The 588-nt window shown below is 54.1% G+C and carries 1 protein-coding gene; it reads left to right on the plus strand.

The features are described from left to right. On the plus strand, window positions 1-588 hold a 588-nt coding region (locus GS601_RS22715), incomplete at both ends, for an AMIN domain-containing protein (protein ID WP_162425562.1).

Below are 588 nucleotides of genomic sequence, written 5' to 3' on the forward strand. Positions count from 1 at the left end.
CTGGAAACACCGGACAACAAACCTCTGACCATTGATGCCACAAAGTTTAGAACGGAAGGCAATGCCCTGGTTGCAGATATTCCCAATGCGGTGCTGACCCTTCCAGAAGGGCAATCGTTCCAAGTTGAAAACCCAGCGCAGGGCGTGACTGCGGTTAACGTTACGCAACCAGAACCAACGAGCGTCCGGGTGAGGGTGACAGGCAATCAGGCACCGCCAACGACTGAGGTGGTGTTGAAAACGGGAGGGCTTGCCTATAGTCTGAATCCGGAGGGGGATGAACCGGATGAGGAAATTGTGGTGACGGGTGAGGGAGAGCAGGGCTATCGGGTGCCGAATGCCTCAACTGCTACCAGGACTGATACTCCAATACGGGACATCCCTGCCTCGATTCAAGTTGTACCGCGCCAGGTGATTGAAGATCGGGGCATCACTGACGTGGCAGAAGCACTGGAAAACGTAAGTGGTATCGATCCGGGACCCGTTAGGGCACAAACTCGAATCCGAGGGTTTACTGCTGGTGCCTCCTTCTTTGTCAATGGCAGTCGGCGGGGCAGATTCAATTTCGAGAATATCACAACAGACAAT

Origin of the sequence: Myxacorys almedinensis A (assembly GCF_010091945.1) — a bacterium.
GTDB lineage: Bacteria > Cyanobacteriota > Cyanobacteriia > Leptolyngbyales > Leptolyngbyaceae > Myxacorys > Myxacorys almedinensis.